Annotated in this window: 24 protein-coding genes; 5 read left to right on the plus strand and 19 right to left on the minus strand. The window is 53.2% G+C overall.

Annotated elements, in window-relative coordinates:
* Positions 1 to 93 precede the first annotated feature (93 nt).
* From glgP to ACYVC2_RS19200, 11 genes are all read right to left on the minus strand, one after another.
* On the minus strand, positions 94 to 1,749 hold the full coding sequence (glgP, locus tag ACYVC2_RS19150; protein ID WP_461104661.1) for an alpha-glucan family phosphorylase: 1,656 nt from the start codon (positions 1,747 to 1,749) through the stop codon (positions 94 to 96).
* A 143-nt stretch (positions 1,750 to 1,892) separates the two neighbouring features.
* Positions 1,893 to 2,591, minus strand: coding sequence for a DUF4097 family beta strand repeat-containing protein (locus ACYVC2_RS19155; RefSeq protein WP_461104663.1), 699 nt, complete (start codon positions 2,589 to 2,591; stop codon positions 1,893 to 1,895).
* Positions 2,592 to 2,611: 20 nt separating this feature from the next.
* A complete protein-coding gene (locus tag ACYVC2_RS19160) occupies positions 2,612 to 3,391 on the minus strand; it encodes a DUF4097 family beta strand repeat-containing protein (protein ID WP_461104665.1) in 780 nt (259 codons plus the stop codon).
* A gap of 43 nt (positions 3,392 to 3,434) precedes the next feature.
* A complete protein-coding gene (locus ACYVC2_RS19165; RefSeq protein WP_461104667.1) occupies positions 3,435 to 4,205 on the minus strand; it encodes a HEAT repeat domain-containing protein in 771 nt (256 codons plus the stop codon).
* Positions 4,189 to 4,707 (minus strand): RNA polymerase sigma factor, encoded by a 519-nt coding sequence (locus ACYVC2_RS19170; RefSeq protein ID WP_461104669.1) that lies wholly within the window; start codon positions 4,705 to 4,707, stop codon positions 4,189 to 4,191. Before ACYVC2_RS19170 ends, ACYVC2_RS19165 begins: the two co-directional genes overlap by 17 nt.
* 98 nt (positions 4,708 to 4,805) lie before the next feature.
* Positions 4,806 to 5,192, minus strand: coding sequence for a type II toxin-antitoxin system VapC family toxin (locus ACYVC2_RS19175; RefSeq protein ID WP_461104671.1), 387 nt, complete (start codon positions 5,190 to 5,192; stop codon positions 4,806 to 4,808).
* Entirely contained in the window at positions 5,189 to 5,413 is a 225-nt protein-coding gene (locus tag ACYVC2_RS19180) for a DUF2281 domain-containing protein (RefSeq protein ID WP_461104673.1), read from the minus strand. The genes ACYVC2_RS19175 and ACYVC2_RS19180 overlap by 4 nt, the downstream gene beginning before the upstream one ends.
* A 47-nt stretch (positions 5,414 to 5,460) precedes the next feature.
* On the minus strand, positions 5,461 to 6,603 hold the full coding sequence (locus ACYVC2_RS19185; protein ID WP_461104675.1) for a glycoside hydrolase family 5 protein: 1,143 nt from the start codon (positions 6,601 to 6,603) through the stop codon (positions 5,461 to 5,463).
* A gap of 48 nt (positions 6,604 to 6,651) precedes the next feature.
* Complete coding sequence (locus tag ACYVC2_RS19190; RefSeq protein ID WP_461104677.1) at positions 6,652 to 7,416, minus strand: M15 family metallopeptidase; 765 nt, start codon at positions 7,414 to 7,416, stop codon at positions 6,652 to 6,654.
* A 127-nt stretch (positions 7,417 to 7,543) separates the two neighbouring features.
* On the minus strand, positions 7,544 to 8,410 hold the full coding sequence (locus tag ACYVC2_RS19195; protein WP_461104679.1) for a hypothetical protein: 867 nt from the start codon (positions 8,408 to 8,410) through the stop codon (positions 7,544 to 7,546).
* Positions 8,411 to 8,605: 195 nt separating this feature from the next.
* Complete coding sequence (locus ACYVC2_RS19200) at positions 8,606 to 9,076, minus strand: lipocalin/fatty-acid binding family protein (RefSeq protein WP_461104681.1); 471 nt, start codon at positions 9,074 to 9,076, stop codon at positions 8,606 to 8,608.
* A gap of 162 nt (positions 9,077 to 9,238) precedes the next feature.
* Here ACYVC2_RS19200 and ACYVC2_RS19205 point away from each other — a divergent pair, with 162 nt between their 5' ends.
* The 4 genes from ACYVC2_RS19205 to ACYVC2_RS19220 all read left to right on the plus strand — a co-directional run bounded on the left by ACYVC2_RS19205 (position 9,239) and on the right by ACYVC2_RS19220 (position 12,586).
* Positions 9,239 to 10,132 carry a helix-turn-helix domain-containing protein gene (locus tag ACYVC2_RS19205; RefSeq protein WP_461104683.1) on the plus strand — a complete coding sequence of 298 codons (894 nt, stop codon included), beginning with the start codon at positions 9,239 to 9,241 and terminating at the stop codon, positions 10,130 to 10,132.
* A gap of 70 nt (positions 10,133 to 10,202) precedes the next feature.
* Positions 10,203 to 10,622 carry an ester cyclase gene (locus ACYVC2_RS19210; RefSeq protein WP_461104685.1) on the plus strand — a complete coding sequence of 140 codons (420 nt, stop codon included), beginning with the start codon at positions 10,203 to 10,205 and terminating at the stop codon, positions 10,620 to 10,622.
* Between the two features lie 15 nt (positions 10,623 to 10,637).
* The gene (locus ACYVC2_RS19215; protein ID WP_461104687.1) at positions 10,638 to 10,982 is read left to right on the plus strand and encodes a YciI family protein; all 345 of its coding nucleotides are present in this window, start codon (positions 10,638 to 10,640) and stop codon (positions 10,980 to 10,982) included.
* A 110-nt stretch (positions 10,983 to 11,092) separates the two neighbouring features.
* Positions 11,093 to 12,586 carry a serine hydrolase gene (locus ACYVC2_RS19220; protein ID WP_461104689.1) on the plus strand — a complete coding sequence of 498 codons (1,494 nt, stop codon included), beginning with the start codon at positions 11,093 to 11,095 and terminating at the stop codon, positions 12,584 to 12,586.
* A gap of 69 nt (positions 12,587 to 12,655) precedes the next feature.
* On the opposite strand, the gene ACYVC2_RS19225 is transcribed toward ACYVC2_RS19220, so the two are convergent.
* The 8 genes from ACYVC2_RS19225 to ACYVC2_RS19260 all read right to left on the minus strand — a co-directional run bounded on the left by ACYVC2_RS19225 (position 12,656) and on the right by ACYVC2_RS19260 (position 20,296).
* On the minus strand, positions 12,656 to 13,552 hold the full coding sequence (locus ACYVC2_RS19225; protein WP_461104691.1) for a YihY/virulence factor BrkB family protein: 897 nt from the start codon (positions 13,550 to 13,552) through the stop codon (positions 12,656 to 12,658).
* A gap of 96 nt (positions 13,553 to 13,648) precedes the next feature.
* On the minus strand, positions 13,649 to 14,053 hold the full coding sequence (locus ACYVC2_RS19230) for an energy transducer TonB (RefSeq protein ID WP_461104693.1): 405 nt from the start codon (positions 14,051 to 14,053) through the stop codon (positions 13,649 to 13,651).
* 112 nt (positions 14,054 to 14,165) lie between these two features.
* Positions 14,166 to 15,020: an SDR family oxidoreductase gene (locus tag ACYVC2_RS19235; protein WP_461104695.1), complete on the minus strand. Its 855-nt coding sequence runs from the start codon at positions 15,018 to 15,020 to the stop codon at positions 14,166 to 14,168.
* 382 nt (positions 15,021 to 15,402) lie between these two features.
* Positions 15,403 to 16,389 (minus strand): YihY/virulence factor BrkB family protein, encoded by a 987-nt coding sequence (locus tag ACYVC2_RS19240; protein WP_461107192.1) that lies wholly within the window; start codon positions 16,387 to 16,389, stop codon positions 15,403 to 15,405.
* A gap of 252 nt (positions 16,390 to 16,641) precedes the next feature.
* Positions 16,642 to 17,574: a hypothetical protein gene (locus ACYVC2_RS19245; RefSeq protein ID WP_461104697.1), complete on the minus strand. Its 933-nt coding sequence runs from the start codon at positions 17,572 to 17,574 to the stop codon at positions 16,642 to 16,644.
* 114 nt (positions 17,575 to 17,688) lie between these two features.
* Entirely contained in the window at positions 17,689 to 18,696 is a 1,008-nt protein-coding gene (locus tag ACYVC2_RS19250; protein WP_461104699.1) for a c-type cytochrome, read from the minus strand.
* A gap of 120 nt (positions 18,697 to 18,816) precedes the next feature.
* Positions 18,817 to 19,695, minus strand: coding sequence for an SDR family oxidoreductase (locus ACYVC2_RS19255; RefSeq protein WP_461104701.1), 879 nt, complete (start codon positions 19,693 to 19,695; stop codon positions 18,817 to 18,819).
* Positions 19,696 to 19,795: 100 nt separating this feature from the next.
* Entirely contained in the window at positions 19,796 to 20,296 is a 501-nt protein-coding gene (locus tag ACYVC2_RS19260; protein WP_461104703.1) for a hypothetical protein, read from the minus strand.
* 333 nt (positions 20,297 to 20,629) lie between these two features.
* Between ACYVC2_RS19260 and ACYVC2_RS19265 the strand changes: the two genes are divergently transcribed.
* Positions 20,630 to 20,974, plus strand: coding sequence for a PadR family transcriptional regulator (locus tag ACYVC2_RS19265; RefSeq protein ID WP_461104705.1), 345 nt, complete (start codon positions 20,630 to 20,632; stop codon positions 20,972 to 20,974).
* Positions 20,975 to 21,013 lie beyond the last annotated feature (39 nt).

A 21,013-nucleotide genomic window follows, 5' to 3' on the forward strand; every position in this document is an offset into this window, starting at 1 on the left:
GGTCATGGATTGTCATTTGTTGTCATTTGTCGCGTGGTAGACAACCAAGACAATGAATGACAACAAATGACAATCCATGACCACTTAATGACTTCAGTACAACTGTTCGTAATAATCGGTTGCCATACGGTTGGCGCCGAAATAGCCATTCACGTCGTTCATGCTGCGTAAAACTAAAGCCTGCCAGTCGTCGGGGCGCTCGTAATACATGGGTATGATCTCGCGCTCGATCAGGTCGAACAGGTTGTCGCGGTCCAGTTCGTCGCGGGCGTGGTCGGGTAGGAGGGGGTCGGCCACAGGAATCAGGAAACTGTTCTCGCCCGGTTTGGTAAACTCCCGAATCCAGCCGTCGTTGGTCGAAATATTGACGGCTCCGTTCATGGCAGCTGTCATGCCGCTGGTCCCCGAAGCTTCCCGGTTGACAATCGGCGTGTTCAGCCAGCCATCGGCACCGTCTTTCAGTAGTTTGGAAAGTCCCAGTTCGTAACCCGTCAGCACGGCCATGTTCGGAAACAGGTGGCTGAGGTAATACAACTGGTTAAAGATGTCGGTTGCTTTGCTATCCATCGGATAGGGTTTGCCCGCCCAGATAAGCTGCACCGGATACTTCGACTGTTTCAACAGACGCGTAAACCGCTCCAAATCCTGCGTCAGTAAATCCGGACGCTTGTAGGCGGCAAACCGACGCGCCCAGACCAGCGTCAGCACGTTCGGATCGAAAAGCTTACCGGTCTGATCGGCAACAACCCTGAACAAGGGTTGTTTCAACTCAACTTTTCGGGTGGCAATCGCCTTTGTATCCTGCGCCAGCCGGGCCGCTTCAATGGCCGGATCGGTCCAGGAGCGCTGGTTTTGCGCATTCGTAATGTGTTTGATGGGGCAAATGCCTTCGTAGCGTCCCCACATATGCCGGGCTACCTCGCCGTGTAGTTTGGAAACCCCATTGGCCAGCCGACTCAACCGCAAAGCCACCAGCGAATGATTAAAGACGTTGTCCTGAATGCCTGTCATCTCCCGGACGCGAGCCAGCGGCAGGTCGCCAAAAAAGTGCATGTCGTTCAGCAGGTTGATGTCGTGCCTCTCGTTGCCGGCTTCTTCCGGCGTGTGGGTCGTAAAGACCAGCCGCTGACGCACCGCATCGACGGAGCCGAGCTTCTGATACAGGTAAAAAGCCGCCGACACGGCATGGGCTTCGTTGAGGTGATACACATCCGGCATGGCACCGAGCGCATCGACGAGTTTGGCTCCCCCAATGCCGAGCACCATACACTGGGCAACTTTCAGATGGACATCGTTGTCGTACAGCCGATAGGAAATGGACCGGGCCGGACCGTCGTTACCGTCGATGTCGGTAGTCAGAAAAAACAGCGGAACGGTCTGAAAGTGCTTCGGGTCCAGGTAATAAGCGCGTACCCGGACGGGTTGACCAGCGATATCGATGGTAAACTCGATATGAGTATCTTCCAAAAAAAAGTACAGCTTCTCGCGAAACTGTACGTCCATGGCATTGTCGGTCTTGCGAACCTGATCGTAGTAGCCGTATTTCCACAAAAGACTGATTCCGATCAGGTTCTGATTCAGCTCAAAGGCGCTTTTCATGTGTGAGCCGGCCAGAAACCCCAGGCCACCTGAGTAAGTTTTCAGGGCCTGATCGACGGCTATTTCCATGGACAGGTAAACAACCGATTTCTTAAACCGATCGTCGACAGAGTAAGGTGGGCGGAAGGCCCCCGGAAGTTGAGAGATCATAGGTATGCGGGTAAGAAAAGCAAGCTAGAAAAAATCCGCTTTCTTCTCCGCAAACGAATCAGGGCTTTTTCCAGTACGTTGGTTTGTCGAAACCGATTGTCTGGGAAAAGCCCTGAGGCTATGATGAAGAATCCTGCCTGCGTTTAGTTGGTTTTTCGCAGATAGACATTGTTGCTGATCGATTCGAGCCGGACAGCCGGGCCTCCACCGTTGACGGTTCCTTCCAGCAGGTAGCCCACAATCGGGTTCTTCTGTTTCTTCGTTTTAAAGTCGATGGTCATATCCGAATACACCTCGCCGGTAATGGTTTTCATGGCTACGTTGGCCCCTTTCGATCCGGGCCAGCTCATGTCGACATAGCCACTGATGGTTTTGGCAAAGACCGGTCCCATGGCGCCTTTAATGTCGATATTACCGTTGATGGTTTCTAACTGTAACTGAGCCTGTTTGGGCAGAAAGACCTGGTAGTTGATGTCGCTGCATACCCACGAGCGCTGACCGTCGCGGTCGGAACTCCAGGAGTAGCGCTGATCGGGGCAGTCTTCGGCCTTTCCCTGCTTCGTCATCTCCTTGTCGAAGTCGGTTTTGAGACTGACTTCCTGCGCCGTGGAGTTAGTCGTTACGGTGAACGCGTCATTCAGTCGGCCACCGTTAACGGTGACTTCGATGCGCACCGAAACCGTCGGTTTATCCCAGTAACGAACCTGAATACTGTCGGCAAATTTGAGGTTCAGGTTGACGAGCTGATTGGGTGCTACCGGTAAGTTTTTCTCAATGATTTTCTGCGCAAAGGCCGGGCCGACCAGCAGCGTGAAGAGAAGGAGATAGAGCGTTTTTTTCATGGGAAAGGGTCGGGAGAGGGTTATTTCTGCTTACGGATGTAGATGTTGCTGTTGATGGTTTTGAGTTGCAACTCAACCCCACCACCGTTCGTAGTGCCGTCGATGTTGCGACCTCCGCCCACTTTCGACATGCCATCTTTCGTGTTCTTAACCCCCAGATCAAAATCTGTGTACATCTCGCCCTGAATTGAGCTGAGCTTCAGATTCGCTTTCGAACCTGCAGGAAGGGTAATGTCGATTGGTCCATTGATGGTCGAAATTGCCGTAGGTTTTTCCTGGCTAAGGTTCGAATACACCACGTTGACTTCGCCGTTGATGGTGTTGGCGACCACCGGCCCCGTAACGTTGTCCAGATCGATCGACGAGTTGTTGGTGCGGATTTCCAGATCGCCGTCCATGTTGCTGATCATGACTTTGGACCCGTGCCAGTTGACCTCCTGGTAGAGGATCGCCACTTTTCGGGGTAACTTGATCGTGTACGTGATCTGCTTGCGGGCCGCTTTTTCGATCTTCAGCCCACCGCTTTCCTGGGTTACGGCCAGCCCGATGCCGGTGTTATCGACGGCCGTGTTGTAGATTGGTTTCAGCCCTTTGGCGCGTTCGGGGGGGGCTTCGTAGCCCGACGAAGCCTGAATCAGCACCTCGTCGCTGTTGTGCCCTTCGATTTTGAGCTGGGCCGCGTCCATCTCAATCGTCACCTTTCGGTCTTTGCTATTGGTCAATTTGGTCTTGTATTCCTGAGCATTGGCCGTAGTGAGGCACCACGCCAAGCTGAGGCTTAGCAGAAGCAACTTTTTCATGAAGGAATTGGAATTAAAAAATGGATACTTTGTAATGGAGTTTCTACGTATGAATCAGCCGATTAGCGCCTTCTTCCGCCTTCTGGCGCACCACGTCGAGCAACTGGCGGTTCTGAGCCAGCCGTTTCATTTCGTTGACGGCTCGTTTTTCTTTAATCGCCACCAGTACCTCGATCAGGGTAATCTGAACGTTCGGGTCGGTCTGCACCTTGAGCGATTGAATCAGGCCATCGCGCACGGCCGACTCATTCTCAAAGCGCGCCAGTGCCTGACAGGCCGCCAGCCGCACGTTTACGTTCGCGTCGAAATTCAGCGTATTGAGCAGCAACTGAGTAATGTCCTGATCGGCCTGAGGGAGCTCGGAACTCTGGTTGACAGCCTGAATCCGTTCGCTGGCCGATGTACTGGGCATGTGTTCGAAGGCCAGCACTTTTTTGATTTCCTGAACCGGTGCATCAGCGGTCGCCGTGGTTTGTGCATTGGTTGTCGTGGCCTGCCGCTGGTTGTAAAACAGACCGCCCGCAAATCCGACGAGTAGCAGGGTTACACTGGCCGCCAGCCGCAGACTCCAGCTTGTCAGACTGACGACTCGGCCCGGTTCGGGCGCGTTCAGTTTGTCGGCCAGGCGACTGATCGACTCAGCCGACGGGTGTTGGCTTCGGCTGGTGGCGAAGTAGCGAAACTGCTCGGCGTGCTGCTGCAGGTGGGGCGGAATGTTCTCCTGCTGGAAGTAATTTCGCAACTGTTTTTCTTCCGCCAGCGAGGTTTCGCCCTCGTAATATTTCTCCAGCAGCGTTTCAATGTCCTGCTTCATAGTCGTTTGCTTTTACGTAATTATCCCGCAGCCGCTGTCGGGCCCGCGACAAAATCACTCGAATGTTGTTGACGCTGAGTCCCGTAATCTGTTCGATTTCCTCGAAGGAGTATTCTTCCACGTCGCGTAGGTGGAGCACAAGCTTTTGCTGGTCGGGCATGGCATCGATCAGGTTGCGAATCAGTCCGGCGCTGTCGGCGAATTCAAGCTGCTGGTAGGGCGAAACGCCATCGGCCTGCAGGCTGAGCATGTCGGCCGCATCGCTCATCTTCTGCCTGTTGTGCGCTTTCAGCTTGTCCAGACAGAGATTTTTGGTCATCTGTACGGCCAGCGCTTCGACGCTGTGGTACGCATCCAGCTGTTGGCGGTTGGTCCAGAGCCTGAGCAGCACATCCTGTAGGGCATCTTCGGCCTCTTCGCGGTTGCGCAAAAACAATTGCGCCAGCCGAAAAAGGCGTCCCTGAACGGGCAGTATGCGTTGTTTGAAAGCTTGTAGATCCATTTCAGTGACAAAGACGACTGAAATCAGAAAACATTACAGGCAGGAGTGAAAATTTTTGAAAAAGGGGTAAGTTGGAACACCGGCTGGGAAGGTCGGTGCTACCAGAAGCGACGAATGGAGTACGCGTCGAAATGGCCGTCCCGGCTAAGCAAAGCCATTTCATCTACAATCGACTGAGCGATAATAATTCGGTCGAAAGGATCTTTATGATGAAATGGTAAAGATCTGATGACCACTGTATGGTCGAAGCGAACAGGTAGGGTTGTAATGTTGTTTTCCCAAACAATACGGTTGAGTTGCTCAAATGATTGCGATAAGTCAAGCTTGCCACCAATACTTAGTTTAATGGCAATTTCCCAGAAAGAAGCAATACTGACAAAATTGGCATTGCCAGCATCCTCAATCAATGTCCGACAGGTCTGGCTAAGTTGTGGATCGCCTTCCAGATACCAGATTAACGTATGCGTATCTAATAACAGGTTCACGGCATGTACTCCTTAAAGTCTTCCAGAGGCTCATCGAAATCATCAGCCATGAACGTGACCAACCCTTTTGCACTGCCGAAACGAGGAACCCGGGCAGGGGAATGAAGCAGGCGCATTAGATCATCGTATACCTGCAAAAATTGCTCATCGGACAGTTCGGCAATTTCTTTGACAACATGAATTTTTAGTTCGGCGGCCTGCATAACGTTTCTTTTTACCATGAATATAAGAAACGGTTAATTAATTATGCCCGTTTCTATGGATTTACTCACACCTTCCGGATCAGCTCCAGCAGCTTGCGGTCGAGTTTGTGGCCGTGCCAGTCTTCGTAAGCCACATCGGTGCGGTCCGAATCGAGAATGCCGAACGAGCCCGAAAACTCCCAGAGCGCAAAGCCAATCCCATGGCTGGTCAGAATGTCGAGCACGTCGCTGAACCAGGCCAGGAATACAGCATGCGGGGTTTTGTTCCAGCAACCGCACTCGCCACAGTGCACCCCAACGCCTTTGTTGACCAGGTCGATCCAGGGCTGATAGAACGTTTCGAGCATGGCACGGCTCAGGTATTTGTCGCCTACCTGCCCCGGCCATTTGGGTTCGGGCAGATGCTCCGGGTCTTTGTTGGCCCAGGGCGCTTTGTAATGCGAAATAATTCCCGGGTTATAGCCCCGACAGCTCTGGGCAATGTCCAGGTCGGTAATTTCGGGAATAACTGAACTGCCAACGTCGTTGCCATCGGCGATAATCAGGTGGGCCGGGTTCTCCTTCCGGATGGCACCGGCCGCGGCCTGCGCTACCTTCCGATACGTGGCTCCCGGTACCGAACTCCGCTTGGAAAGCTGGTCGTTCATGTCGGCCCGCAGGCTGGGTTCGTTGAGCAGATCGAAACTGATTTTTTTCGACGATACGTTTTTGTACCGCTTGGCCCACATGTTCCAGTGAAAGCAGAACGCGTCGAGCGCAGCCTGATCGGTCCAGAGATTATAGGGTTCGTGAAAGCCCGCGTTGACGCAGTAGCCGGGTGCCCGGTGCAGGTTCAGGCTCACGTGCAGGTTGTATTTGTGTGCCATCGCGACCAGGGCGTCGATGCGATCGACTGCCTGCTGATCGATCTGATACACTTCGTCGGGGGTGATATTCCGGCTCCGGTCAAATTTCAGGTACGATGGATACGCCATCGGCAACCGGACAAAATCGAAGCCCCAGTCCTGCATCCATTTGAAATAATCTTCCTGCGTGGCCGGGCGACTGTTGGCTGGGTCGGGCGAAAAGAAATCCAGCAGGTTAAAACCCTTCCACTTCGGCAGCTTGTTTTTGGCCGTCGGCCTTGCTTCGGCAAGCAGACCGGTTCCGGCCGTACCCAGGGCTGCCGTCAGCAGACCCGTGTTCTGAATAAACGTTCTTCGTTGCATGGCCAATAGAGCGCTGAAAATCGCCGATCTACTTATCGCCGACCGCGATCATTTTACCCCGGTTTTAGCCAGGCTTTTGTTGGCCTGCCGGATCGTCTGGTGCGGTAAGTCGTACGTAAAGCAACGTTCCCAACCCCGAAAATCATAATGCCACCACTCCCACGGAAAGATCGAAAAGCCGACCTGCTCCATGGCCGCTCTTAGTATCGCGCGATGAGCCAGCGACGCGCTGTCAGACTGCATGTAGTTGTGGTAAGCGCGCGGAGTCGATTCGTCGTAATCCGATGGCATGGATAAGCGCTTGCCGGTTTTTCGGTCGAACAGCGACAGGTCGATAGCCATGCCCCGGTTGTGCTTCGAGCCTTTCCGCGGATCGGCCACAAAGGTTGTGTCGCCGTGTTCTTCATAAAAAAGCACCGTGATGGCATAGGGGCGATACCCATCGAACAGTACCAGACCGAAGCCCTGTTTTTTAAGATTGTCGCTCGCCTGCCGGATCGCCAGAGCCGCCGGTTTGCGCATGAATACATCGGCGGTTGGGTAAAGCCTGCGTTTGAGAAAATTCGTCGTGTCGGCGTAGGTAACGTCGAACTGGGCATCGGGCAGAATCTGGCGCATATCGACCAGCTCATTGTCGGGGTCAGCTTCGACGATTTTTTTGTAAATGGCTACGTCATTTACAACCGGCAATCCGTATTTGCTTTTCGGCAGATCAAACGTTAGCGACTTCTGGGCGCTGGTCGGCGGCCCGAATAGAGACAGGATAAACAATAAACTGCTCAGGCAGATCAGAAAACGTAGCGAACGGGCCATAGCGGAGAGGAAGTAGGGTGACTAAAAATACCCATTAAATCGATCTCAACGTGCCTGTCGATAATAAATCTATTCCGAATGCCACCAGAAGGCAGTTGCTGGGTAAACAAACGATTCACCGCTATGCTTAGCTCAGTTTAACTGTCAGCACCTCATGCGCCAGTTGCCAGCGACCGCTACGCTTACGCCATACCCGCAGGAATGCCTGCCGGGCACCGTTGAAGGTTGCATACCCATAACTGTAGCCAAGATCGCCGGAAGGAGCCGTGAGCGCCCGCAACGGCTGATAGTCGACCTGTTGTACGGAAGTTTCGGCTAAGCGCTTGGCAGCCGCACCTTCGTAGCGTTCGTGGCCTTCGCGCAATAGCCGAAGGGAATCGCTGGCTGGCAAAACAGCTTTGTAAGCGTCACGCAGGTTTTGCGTTCGGGCTGCCTGCGAGAAGGTCGCTTCCAGTTGCATCAACTCCCGGTTACTGACCGCTGTATCGGCAACCGCCGTGGCTTTGCGGGCAAACTGAGTTGGTGAAATTAATTTCGGAGCGGCCTGCACAGGTTTTGCATGCCCGCAGCCGAAGTCGATCAGTACTTTCCAGTCGCCGGTCGTGGTTTTGTGCCACACGCTCGTAAACTGCCCATAGGCTACGGGTGCGGCATCGTTCAACCCCGGTCGGACATCGAAAGGGCCGGTCGTGAAGCCGAACGTTCCGGAGGCTGCGATTTCGGCATAGTTCGGGTTCCAGCTAATGCGTTGCGAGCCATCGGGAACGCGCTCGTAGGTAGCTTTCCCCGGTCTGAACTGATCGCCGGTGAAGACAACTGACTGGTCATCCAGGTTCGCTACAAACGAATCCCGAATGCCATTCTCACGACCGGCTTTTGCAAATCCGCGCTCGGCCGCGACCAGCGCTTCATAGTCGGCCTGAACCGTCTGGGTTTGCGTTCGGAGCGCATTGGCGCATAGCAGTAACACACTCAAAAATAAAGGAGCGATCATACGTTTGTCTGAGAAATGATAGGGTGTAAACATACAGCAGCACGGCGGTTCTGTCAGCCAGCATTCGCTCAACTGAATCATTGATTGGCTGAACCGGTGGAAATGGTTTTTGGACCGTAGACTGGCACACCAAACGATACATCTACCCCTTTGATTAGACCATTTCAGAAAACTGTATGAACGAAAAGAAGCCCGTCAGCGAATGGGCAGATCGCGTACGTCGATGAGATGTCTGGCCAGCTGCGGATCGTCGGCCATCAGAGATTTGATATGGTTGAGCAACTCATCCGGAAGCTGCGGCTGCCGGCTAATAATGTCGACACCTTCGCGCGTGAACAGCGTTCCGGAAAACCAGATAACCGCCCATTGGCCGTTGGGATCCTGCAAGGCCACTTTCCAGTGGCTCCGTACCAGACTCAGCAGGCCTTTACCGCGCCAGACAAAGGCCGAATCATCTTTTGGGTCTGGATAATCGAATCCGGTGAGGGTTTTGGGCTGGCCTTTCTGCACGTACTTCACTTCGTCCAGCAAGACGTTGGCCTGGCCTTTTTGTTGGGTAACGGAGTAGGTAAAGGTCGGGCTTGTTTTATCACCTTTGAGCCACATCGGAAAACTTGTGCTGCAAATAAACCACGTACCGACCAGTGCCTGGAATAAGTTAGTCATCGGAAGCTGATTAAGTGTTCGCTTTTTGCGCTACAACGCCGTAATTTTAACTGATCGCGTGGGGCGCAGGTTTTTAGATGGTATGCAAATAACAGACAGATTTTTATGACAATGCCGGTTCGGGCAGCATTGTCATAAAAATCTTAAGATTTCACGTTACAAATGATTGTCGATCGGCAGAACGAGGTGATTCAACAGTACTCCCTTGCGCAAAGCAGTAGCACGGGCAGTACGGTCTTTGATATGTTCGAAGCAAAAGGAGAGTTCCGGCGGCACAAGTCCAACTTTCTGGTACCTCACCGCAAAGATTATTATTTTCTGTGTCTGGTGCGCCAGGGAAACAGTCGGCATTGGGTCGATTTTGTGCCGTATACGCTCCAGCCGAACACTTTTTACTTTTCGTCGCCCCAGCAGGTGCAGGTCAAAGAGCAGAGCGAGCCCATGACCGGCATTATGCTCTCGTTTACTGAAGAATATCTGCAGCTGGATGAAAACCGGTCGCTGCGTGAGCTGCCTATCATTCAGAATCCGGACAATGCTCACGAGATGAAACTGCTGCCCGACCAGGTGCAGTTCCTGGAAGACCTGTTGGGTAAGATGCTGGCAGAGTTCAATGCTACCCAGAGCTGGCGAAACGATATGCTGCAATCGTACGTCAGCGTGCTGCTGATCTACTTGAGCCGACTCTATACGGAGCAGTTCCTGCCGGAGCAGCCTTCGCCCGACCGGAGCCTGCTGAAAAAATTCAGAGCCTATATCGACGAGCATTACGATACGCTGCACCAGGTAGCCGATTATGCGGAGCTACTGAATCTGACACCCGGCCACCTGAACGACCGGATCAAGCAGCAGAGCGGCAAAACCGCCATCGAACACATTCACGAGCGACTAATGCTGGAAGCCAAACGACGGCTGCTGCACACCGATCTGTCGGCCAAAGAAATTGCCTGGCAACTGGGCTTCGACGATGTCGCGTATTTCCACCGTTTCTTCAAACGTCTGTCGGGTGAAACCCCGGCCACCTTCCGGACAACGATCCGCGAAATGTACCATTGAAACCGACATACGGCCAATAACGGCGCTGAAACGGGTCTGTAGCTTTGTCCCGTCAATCAGCAACAGCCGTATGCTATCAGAAACAGACCACAACAAAGCCATCGTGACCCGCTTCAACAAAGAAGCCATCGAACAGGGCCGACGCGAAGCTTTCGACGAACTCATCGCCGATTCATTTATCAATCGCACAGCGCCAGCGGGTATGCCGCCCGGTCGGGAGGGCATGGTGCGCTTCATCCTCGACGTACTGCGACCCGCTTTTGGCGATCTGCGGGTCGAAATCTACGATCAGATTGCCGAAGGGGATAAAGTGGTGACGCGTAAGGCCTTCCATGCCACGCACGTCGGTCCGTTTATGGGCATTCCTGCCACGGGCCGATCCATCATTTTTCCGATCATCGACATCATCCGGCTACAGGACGGCAAATACGTCGAGCATTGGAGCATCCGCGATACCCACGCTGTTCTTCAGCAACTGACTCAGGCTTAATTTCTTCGCTTTCGAATGAAAAACTACCTTATTCTGGTTCGTGAACCCGACGGGCGCACAGTTGTCCCACCAGTTGAAGACAATCGGCAGCACCAGCTTGCGGTGAAAGCCTGGATCGACGATTTAGCGGCAAAGGGACATTGGGGAAGTGGGAATGCGCTGACGCTCTCCGGGAAAGTGATTCGCCCTGGTGCGTCGGGACCGCAGGTTTCGGACGGGCTGTATCAGGTAAACGGGCTGGAAATAGTAGGAGGGTATCTGCTCATCAAAGCCCGCGACCTCGACGAAGCCGTAGCGCTTGCGCAAACCTGCCCCATGCTGGATACCGACGGCTTTCTCGAAATCCGCGAGACGATGTGAGCGGAGAATACGATTGAGTGAAGCGTCTTTTCTTTACGAGTCTGCTACGATTTTTCAGCAATGCTGTAACCCCGCGCGGAGCCTGAAGTTTCCAGCAAAATTGACTTCGTATGGGTGACAACAGACTTCGTCTTTGGGTCGGACTATCGGCCTGCTTCTATCTGATAACCGGCGTCGGCTCCTTCGGGCAGACGAAACCAACAGGTTCGACTCTGCCGCAATCGACTAAAGCGGTCGATGCCTTTCTGCAAAAACAGCTACTCGAACGACGAATTACCGGACTTCAGGTGGCTGTAGTGCAGCACGGAAAGCTTGTGCTGTCGAGGTCGTACGGTACCGCTAATGTGCAGGACGCCATTCCAGTTACGAACCGAAGCATTTTTCCGATCAACTCCTGTACGAAAGCGTTTACGGGGGTGGCCATGATGCAACTCGTCGAAGAAGGGAAAGTCGATCTGGCGGCTCCGGTGGCCTACTATCTGGATGGCCTGCCGCAAGCCTGGCAACCCGTTACGATCCGACAATTGCTGACCCACGTTTCGGGTCTTCCCGACATCAACCGAATTCTGAACCCCGGTACGTACGGACTACAGGGCATCGGTACGGAAGAAGAAACCTTTGCCAAGATTCAGACCTACCCGATGGACTTCCCGACAGGAACGCAGTTTCGCTACAACCAAACGAACTACGTGCTGCTGGGCAAGATCATCGACAAACTCCGGGGGAAACCGTTTGCGCAGGTTTTCCAGGAGCGGCAGTTCGATGTGGTGGGAATGCCCGGCACGTGTTTTGCCGATTCGCGCGATGTGATTCCGGGTATGGTGCAGTCGTATCGCTACGTGAGCAACCTCGACGGTAAAGCGCTTGGCAAAGAAAAGCTGATCATCAACTACGCTGAATTTCCGCCCATGCGCCGGACGGCTTCGGGCCTGAACAGCACGGCCGAAGAGATGGCCCGCTGGATTATCGCGCTGCAACAGGGGAAACTGTTGAAAACCAAAGAAGCACTGAAAACGCTCTGGACACCGGGCACTTACAACGATGGATCGCCTACGCAATGGGCGCTTGGCTGGATGGTCAAGCCAAGACCCGGACACGATGCCATTGTCATTACGGGCGGAACGCGCTCGGCCATGTTTGTTTACCCGAACGATGATCTGGCCATCGTGGCGCTGACCAATCTGGCAGGTTCTTATCCCGAAGAGTTTGTCGATGAACTGGCGGGGTTCTTCAATCCGGCCATTCCGTTATCCGATCCCATTACCGCCCTGCGGATGCAACTGGAGAAACGGGGTTTCGACCAGAGCGAAACGGTTTTTGCCGACCTGAAACAAACGAATCCGGGTTTTCGGCCGACGGAGAACGACCTCAATGACTGGGGGTATCGACTCATGAACGGAAGTGGCAAGCCGAAAGAAGCGCTGGAAATCTTTAAGCTCGTTGTGGCTCTATACCCCGACAGCTGGAATGCGTACGATAGCCTGGGCGAGGCCCTGCTGAAAAACGGTCGACCCGACGAAGCCATCGGCATGTATCAGAAATCGATTGCCTTAAACCCGGATAACCAGAACGGAAAGAGCGTGTTAGAGCGCATCCGGAAGTGAAATTGATTGAACACAGAGTCACGGAGAACACAGAGAAAAATAACCTCTGTGTTCTCCATGACTCTGTGTTCAATCGATCTCTTTGATCTGGTAGGCGACAGCGTGGGCGTTGGGTTCGGCGTCCAGATGAATCCACTGGGCATAATGCCGGGTAAAACTGGCACCGTAGTAAAAAATCAGGGAGGCATAAAAGACAAACAGCAAGACCAGAATGATCGCTCCCGATGTTCCGTATAATGAACTGACAGAGCTATTGATCAGGAGCCGGTCCAGCACCTGTTCGCCCAGATCGATCAGGATACCCGTAACCAGCGCGCCTACCCAAACAGCCTGCCAGCGAATCCGGATGTCGGGCAGGTATTTGAAAACGACCGCCACCCAAACCGTCAGCATAACCACCGACAGCAGATGATGGCCCGCCAGCATGGGTAAGTCGTAATCGATGCCGTCTGGCAGGCGCGTTTGCATCAGAATAATGGCCCGATGAATGGCCATCGACAGAATGAACAGAAAACCCGAGAAGATAATGATGCCAAAGGCAATCACTTTATCCAGCAACACATGCCACACGCGCCGACGGGCCGACGATTTTACGCTCCACAACTGATTGAGTGAATTTTTGATAATGGCAAACAGGGTGGTGGAGGCCAGCAGCAGAATAAACACGCTCAGAACCGTTAAAAAGGGGCTGGAGCGCGGTTGCTGAAGGTTTTTGGAAATGTCGCGCAGTTGCCGGGCGCCCTGATGCCCAAACAGGTCGGCCAGCTTATGGAAAAGTTGCCAGCTGATGCGCTGGTTGTGTTCATTGAGCAAGCCGCCAAACAACTCGCTCAGAATAATAACGATGGGCGGTATGGCAAAAAAGCTGAAAAAAGCCGTCGCAGCCGCCATCCGGATTGGGTCGTTGGCGCGTAGGTTCGCCAGCGCGTCGGCCACCAAGCGAAGAACAGGGGTCACTTTTTTCACAATTCACCGGAGTACCTGAATCTGGCTAACGATCTGTTGTGCAACATAGTTTAGGCAACGGACCGATCCCGAACAGAAATCCGCGCGTGTCGTCTATCAGCGTAAACTAAAATTGACGGGTATGTTGTAACGCACGTTTACGGCTCTTCCCTGCTGTCGGCCGGGTTCCCACGCGGGCATACTAGCGACCAGGCGCACAGCTTCTTCATCCAGTCCCTGCCCCAGGTGATTCAACGCCTTGACATCGCGGATGATGCCCTGATCGGTGACGATAAACGTTATGAATACACGACCCTCCAGTCGGGCCGTGCGGGCCGCTTCCGGATAGTGAAGGTTCTGTTTGATATAATCGCCGAGCTTACGCATGCCGCCGGGAAACTGAGGAGGCTGTTCGACCACCGTAAATATGGGTGAATTGGCCGAGGCCGTAGAATCCGCCTGCGCATGGGCAGGAAGCTGAAGTATCCCCAGTAGTAGAAAAAGAAGCAGGAAAGCAGGCATAAGCGAGCGTTAGCGATTGACGATACAGATGATAGCCCTTTGTCGACAAACGTAGTCCGTTGGGAAACACCAACGCATTATTTTTGAGGGAATGGTATATACGCGTCTCCGACTAAGCCCGCTGGGCAAAATCCTTAATCGTTGTGGTGGGTCGACCCAGTTCTGACCAGGTCAATTCGGCTTCGAAGCGCTCAGAGTACTCATTCATCGCTTCGAGGATATGGCTGCCGTAGTTTAGTTTTCTGCTAAACCGACTCAGAAACTGGAGCGCACCTATAGGCGCTTTCAGCACGAAAAGCTTTCTGTGGTAATGCTGACAAAAGAGCCGGGCCGCAGCTTCGTAGGTATGGGCTTCCGGTCCCTGAACCACGTAATCGTAACTGTTCTGATCAGATTGCCGGAGCGCCTTTGCTACCTGTCGTCCGTAATCCTGACCAGCGATGAACCATAACCGAACCGTCGATGAGCCTCCCAGCGCCAGAAAAGGGCCCTGCGTCTGCATCTGAAAACTTTCCATGAACGTAGTCGGGTAAAAGATCGTCGTCGGAATATCGGATGCTTTCAGCAGTCGAACGGCTTCGTGTTTAATTCGGAACACCCACCAGTCGAACCTATTCATACCCTGATAGCGCATCACCAGCGACGACAGATAACCGATTCGGCGAATACCGACCGCTCTCGCAGCGGCAATAATCGTTTTCATACCGTCGGTCTCTGTATGAAATTCTTCAGGTTTCTCGGTTTGCCTGACCGAAAGACTCAGATAAAGAACCTGCTGGTTCTGTAAACCGACGCAGATGCTGGTTGAGTTCTGCAAGTCTGCCTGCACCACCCGGGCTTCCGGAAACATGGCCTGCGCCTGTTCGGTCTGCCGAGTCAGGATGGTAACCTTAAAGCCAGCTTTAATCAATTGCTCGGTGACAGGCTTTCCGATCAGGCCGGTTGCGCCGATGACTGCGACATTCATACCAATGAAGTTCTGCAGACAAACGTATGAAAGCCACGGATTCGGAGCAAATCAGTTGATAAACTGTTGACAATCAAAATGACATATGCCTGGGTGGGTGCGATAAGAAACTACAGATCAGGCAGCTTCACCGCGGTTTGATACCGGTTTTTTGCCAATTGGTAGCAGTTCTCATTGAACATCGGCCCGTCAATCCGTTATTCTTACATCATCCAAACCACACCATCTATATTCTTATTCCACCATTCAACCAAAACAAATAACCCGATGCGGAACCCATTACTCCGCATCGGGTTATGTTCGTACCGCGGCTGGAAAGCCGCGCACAGATTCGGTATTTTAGCTATCAACAAGCGCGGCTTTCCAGCCGCGATCCGAACACTCATTTTCTGGCGGCCTCTACTTTCTCCTGGGTGGGAATAGTCGCTACGTCGCGCTCCCGCTCGGTTTGCTCGACGTATACGGCATAGTCGGCTGGTTCGATTTTAACGCCAAAGTGGTTGGCATAAGCCAGCGTAAATTCTGCGCCGAAGTACAGAATAGCTGCCGTGTAATAAATCCAGGTCAGAATAACGATAAGCGATCCGGCGGCTCCGTAGGTTGAACTGGTGCCGGTAGTTTCGATGTACAAACCAATCAGATAGCGACCGAGCATAAAGAGCAGGGCTGTAAATATGGCTCCCCAGCGAACATCTTTCCAGTTGATTTTAGCATCGGGCAACACTTTGAAAATCACTCCGAAAAGAATCGTAATGACGGCCGTACTAACCAGAAAATTCAGCGCGCTGACCACGTAAACCCCCAGGCCGGGCAGAAAACGGGAAAGCTGATCGCTCAATGCTAGTACAATGCCGTTGACGATCAGAGATACTAACAATAAAAAACCCAGGCTGACGATCAGGGAAGAGGAGAGAAGCCGGTCTTTCAGCATTTTCAGCCAGCCACGTTTAGGTTTGGCTTTTACCCGCCAGATCAGGTTGACCGAATCCTGAATCTCGACGAAAATACTGGTGGCACCGATGACCAGGGTAACAATGCCAATAGCGAGTGCCGTACTGGTTTTTCCCGAGAGGCCTACGCTCTTGATCATATCCTGGATTTGCTTGGCGGCTTCGTTGCCGACCAACCCGTTGATCTGACCGAAAATCTGCCCCTGAATAGCTTCTTCGCCCAAAAAAATACTGGCCAGCGAGATAATCAGCACAAGCAGGGGGGCCAGCGAGAAGATAGTGTAGTAGGCCAGGGCTGCGCTCAGCTTCAGGCAGCGATCATCTAAAAAGCTGTTGAATGCATCTTTCAGAACAGTCCATGCGTTCGCGAAAAAGCTTTGTTCAGAAGCCTTCTTCGGCTTAACCGGATGCGTTTTCATAGGTATCGAGTCGGCAAATAGTCCATTGTAGAACCGGGCCATTAGATTAGCCATAGGTATATCGTTTTCCAATAGAAGCCGCCTGCCAAACACAACTTGGCCAGGCCACTTCACTTAGAATAGATAACCAAAACCGAATCGAGTTGTTACCTAAAATGTTCATTTATAGCTATTTGTTGTTAGCCAATGGCCTACCGTTGTAGTGGTTACCACTCCAGCCAATAGCCACAAATGACCATGAATGACAGGTACTTATCGACCCAAATCAGCCACCCACTGCTGCGCAAACAAACGGGCTTCGGCAACGGGCTCCTTACCCAGCCGGTAAAGAAATTTCCATTCGGCGGGTTTCCGTTCATAAACCGGATTGGCAAAAGCCTGTTTACGACCCATCGGTACTAGCCGGGCTTCAAAATCAACGCTTTCGGTGAGGGCAATAAAATCCTGAAGGCGCTTTTTCAACAGTGGCCGGAAATTGGCGTGTGCGTCGAACTCTGCCTTCTGCCGACGCTGTTCGGCCAGTCGCTCCTTATCGACCTCAGGAGCCGCCGTAGAAGCATCGATGTTTCCCTGCGCCTGCTGTTTGAGCCAGCTCAGATATTGCTTCTTAAACTCAGCCGCCGGTAGGGCCTGCATCTTTTTCAGCGTCGCTATGCGCTGAGTCTGTCGGGTGCGGTCACTGCCCGTCAGCGAAGCCAGTTCCTGTTCTTCCCGGCTGATCTGCGCCTGAGCAGCCATTTTCAGCATGGCAGGGTCCATTTGTACAAACGCCTGATCCATAGCCGCCAACTGGCTTTGCATAGCCGTCTTTTCGGATTCCTTTTCCTGCTTTTGCTTGGCTAGTCCGGCTTCGGTGTAGGCCTCGTCGTAGGGATAGCGCGAGCGCACGTCCTGAAGCCACTCCTGTTTAAAGACTGACGATTCGACATATACCCGGACAACTTTCCCCAGCGCCCGCACGGTCGAAGCGCGGGACGTTTCGGGCAGTTGACGGGCCATTTGGCGCATCGAGCCGGTGGCATTGAAGAAAAACCAGTTCGGTTCTTTTAGGTTCAGCAGTACGTCGTGCCGGAGCTTGGGGGCTTCGATGCCCAGCTCGGTCATGACGTCGCCGGTGCGGGCTGCCATCAGCCAGAGGCTGACGGCCGCGAAGATTAAGGCGGAATAGTTTCGAATGGATGACATGGTGTGAACAAGTAAACGTGTTTTTGAAATGAGTAGTAGACTCATTCAGCCGTTTTTCTGATCTGTGCTTCGATTATTCGCTGTGGCACAGATCAGAAAAAGGTCGGACAATCTTTATTTGGCAGCAACTGGCTGATTCGTCGGGGCCAGGGCCGTGAAGGTTTCTACTTTATTACGAATCGGCTTTTGCGACCGCAGGTAAGTATAGATAGCGCCTAAATCCGTCTCGGTCATACCCGCATACATCATCCAGGGCATCAGCGATTGTTTTTCTCCAGGTTTTACCGGGTGTGGCACATAGCCCCGCGCCGGATCGTGCGCTTTGAAACGGGCGATGAACTGAGCTTTGGTCCAGCGGCCAAGTCCGGTTTCTTCGTCGGGGGTAATGTTGGCCGACCGTATCATGGCTCCCGGCATGGCAAATTCGCTGCCCCCGGCAAAATCCATCCCTGCTACCGGCGCTCCTTTTTCCTTCCGGGTATGACAATCTGAACAGGATGCGGCATTGACCAGATACTGGCCGTAAGCCAGGGTTTCGCTAGTGTCGGGGCGTGTCTGAAAATCCGGTTTCTGCGGAATCGTGTTCAGGATGAAGTTCATCGGGAAATCCGCTTCCGACTTTGGAATGGTGTTCTTAACCGGTTTCAGGGTCCGGACATAAGCGATGATCGACTTCACGTCTTCGGGGTCCATATGGCCGTAGGCCGGGTGGGGCATCACCGGGAAAAGCGCCTGCCCGTCGCGGCTCACGCCCGAGGTGATGGCCCGGAACACTTCGCCGTCGGTCCAGTTGCCAATGCCCGCGGGAGTAATGTTACGGGAATAGAACGTACCCGGAAATCCCATTTCGGGACCGAAGCGATCGCCCCCTTTACCCAGCGTTCCCGGAATCGGCGGTCCGGTAAACAGGCTCCAGTCGCGGGTACTGTGGCAGTCCATACAGACATTAACGTGATTCGCCAGGTAGCGACCCCGTTCGATCTGAGCGGCAGTGGCGTTTATTTTCAGATCCGGTGCCTGACCGACATTGGGTAAGCCCAGCTTGATATAAGCCAGACCGCCCGCTATACAAATCAGGACGATGGCCAGTCCAATGCCAAGGATACGGAGTGCTTTTTTCATGACCGATAATGGTGAGAGTGAAAAGGGGAGCCGGTTGTTTCGGTGAAATCCGGCTCCCCAGACGTGTTATGAGGTGTATGAAAGGTGGAAAACAAAATGTACTTATCAGTCGCCTTCGGGTCAGGCCATTTCCAGTGCCGGGCTGAAGACCTGAGCGTGGTCGGCAATAAACTCCGAGTAGCTGCGGGGAGATCGGCCCAGTAGTTTCGTGACGAGCGCCAGATCGTCGGCCGAAGCCACCAGACCCTCGTTCTGGAAGAAGTGGTACATATGAGTCCAGTCGTCGATGATCCAGGCCGGTACCCACTGGTCGATCTGGGCGGCAAAGAGCGCCATGTCATCGTTAGCGTAGCGTACCGGAAAGCCGAGCTGATCGGTCAGAATCCGGGCCGTGTCCTGGCCCGTCAGGCTATCCGGGCCAACCAGCGGAATCGACTGCCCATTCCATTCGTCGGAGAGTAATGCATTGACCGACGCTTCGGCAATGTCGCGTATATCGACCCGGTTCAGACCGACACTGCCAATGGGTTGGGTATACAGCCCCTGGTTGACAATGGCGTTGGCAAACCACAAATCGTTCTGGTAGAAATTGTTGGGGCAGATGAACGTGTAGTTCAATCCCGCCTGCTGAATGGCGTTTTCAATGGTGATCTTGGGGCGAAAATGCGGAATGTGCGGGCCTTTGCGCGCGTCATGAATGCTTTGGTAAACGATCTTATGGACTCCTGCCCGTTTTGCTGCAGCTACGACATACTGGCCCTGGGCGGCTTCCGTATGGCTTTGCCGATTGAGCAGGAAAACCCGGTCGACATCGGCGAAGGCTTTGGGCAACGTGCCGGGGTCTTCCATATTGCCAATCGTGAACTGAACACCGGCGGGCAATTGTTCGGCTTTTTCGGCGGAGGTAACCAGGACCCGCACGGCCTGATCGCGACGGAGCAACTCGGCAACGATCAGACTACCGACGTTACCCGTACCACCAATAACTAACGTTTTCATGGTTTTTTGATTAATTGAGGAAAGAGTTATAGCTTATCTGGGCGTACAGAACCACTTTGGTGAGTCTAGTCTATACAGACAGGATATTTGAACGCCTGATTTAGATTGCCTTCCAGGTCATGGTTGTTTTGGAAGACCGGTTGTACTCGGTAACTGAGATTTCCACTTTCAGGCCAGCGGCCGATGCTTCCAGTACCTTCCACTCCGCTACATCGGTGGCATCGTCTTCCTGCACGATCCGGATTGTTTTGGTCTGTGCGTTGTATGACCAGGTACCGGGCCTGGCAACCGAAGGGTCGGTCTCCGAATCCGAACAGGATAGGCTGCCGTTGCCGCCGGATAGTTTGCCGTTCGCTTCGAAGCGGATCGTATTGTCGCGGTCGCAGGGGCGCATGAAGTCGAGCAGTTCGGAATCCAGTTTTCCATCGCCGTCGTGGTCGATGGCCGGGCTTACCTGAAACGACGTTAGCATCAGGTCTTTACCCACGAAGGCGGGGGTATCGTTGCCGGGCTGGATGGTTTCGCTTTCTTTTTTGCAGGCCGAAGTCGCCAGCGTTAATGTGGCCACGGTGGCCAGTAATAAGGTAGTGATGCGGTTCATTGCTTTGGTTGTTTACTGATTAGAAAAGAGTTGCTTTCGGGTTTCTGTCCAACTGACGATACAAAAGTGAGTCGGCAACGGCCGTTGTCCCACAAGCTGTTGGATCAACCGGAAAAAGCGGAGGATGAATTGTCGGAGACGAGCGGCCAAGTGTAGATCGTCTCAGCGGCCTTTGCCCTAACGGACACGTTCACTAGCGGACAGCGTCTGTACATTTCCGGACAACCAAACCGCTCAGAGGGGGTTCAGGCGCACGTTAGAAAGCCTTTTCTGAATTTGGCAAGGTATTTGTTTTGCATAATTATAACTAATCATCGATAACCCGTTCTGGTGATGCGCAGAGCGTTTTTAGGGGAGTTTGAAGAAATCGTGCTGCTGGTCGTAGCGGCCTGTCCGGACGAAGCGTACGGGGTGACGATCTGGGAAGATGTTCAGCGACAGACGGGCCGCTCGATTACGATGAGTGCCGTTCACGCGACGCTGTACCGGCTCGAAGATAAAGGGTTTCTGACCTCGACCCTGGGCGGAGCCACGACCGAACGGGGTGGCCGACGAAAACGATTTTTCGCCCTGACGGCGCTGGGTATCCGGGCGCTCAACGACATTCAGGAAATGCGAAACCGACTCTGGCAGGCTATTCCGCCGGGAAAACTGCAATGGGGAATGAATAATGGATAATGAATAATGGATAATGTACAATGAAAAATGATGTTGCTA

Source organism: Spirosoma koreense, from assembly GCF_054777875.1.